This window comes from Vibrio sp. 1249-1, from assembly GCF_033340495.1.
Map to the genome: position 1 here is coordinate 1 of NZ_JAWOWJ010000298.1, position 856 is coordinate 856.

Sequence of the window (856 nt, forward strand, 5' to 3'; positions counted from 1 at the left end):
TTTGACGGGATGTGCTTTAGGGTTATTTGGCAGCGCTGCCATGATAAAGCTTCTCAGTGTGACGGGATTGTCGCTTGGAGGGCTCGCCGATGGTTTAGGTGCATACGGCGTCGATACTCTGCTTTATCCTCGTGTTTCGTTTTACGAATATCAAATGATCATTGTAGCGATTTTTATGGCCAGTCTGTTTGCGGCTCTGTATCCCGCACGACAAATTCTCAAGCATCGACCGGCTGATGCCATGGGGGAGAAGACCTGATGACAATTAAACTTGAGCGACTGACGAAAACTTATAATCCAGACAGCGATTTCCCTGTGCATGCGGTACAACACGTTGATTTAGAAATAAAACAAGGAGAGTTTGTCGCCATCATGGGGCCTTCTGGCTCGGGTAAAACAACATTGCTCAATATGCTTGGCGGCATTGATGCTCCAACTTCAGGCAGTGTTGAAATCGATGGATGTTTAATTTCAGAGATGTCGGAGAAAGAGCTGATCGCCTATAGACGAGACAATATTGGTTTTATCTTCCAAGACTACAGTCTTCTTCCTGTTTTGACCGCGTTGGAAAACGTCGAGTTTGTGATGCAGTTACAAGGCAAAACGGAACGAGAATGCCGAGAGCGTGCCATGTCTCTCCTTGAGCAAGTTGGTTTAGCTCAGCAGATGCACAAGCGTCCGAGCAAAATGTCGGGTGGTCAGCAACAGAGAGTTGCTGTCGCACGGGCACTTGCACCTAAGCCTCGCTTTGTCATGGCAGATGAACCGACCGCCAACTTAGACGCAAAGAGTACTTCGGAGTTACTCGACATCATGGAGCAACTGAGCGAACAAGAGGGCACGACATTTATTTTCT

At 47.7% G+C, this 856-nt stretch carries 1 protein-coding gene and 1 pseudogene; both read left to right on the forward strand.

Features of this window, described 5'->3' with window-relative positions:
* Positions 1-259: pseudogene (locus R7Z50_RS25965) on the forward strand (ABC transporter permease); the annotation flags it as partial.
* Positions 259-856: ABC transporter ATP-binding protein (locus R7Z50_RS25970; RefSeq protein WP_318149538.1), on the forward strand; the 598-nt coding region annotated here is incomplete at its 3' end. The pseudogene R7Z50_RS25965 and the gene R7Z50_RS25970, both read left to right, overlap by 1 nt.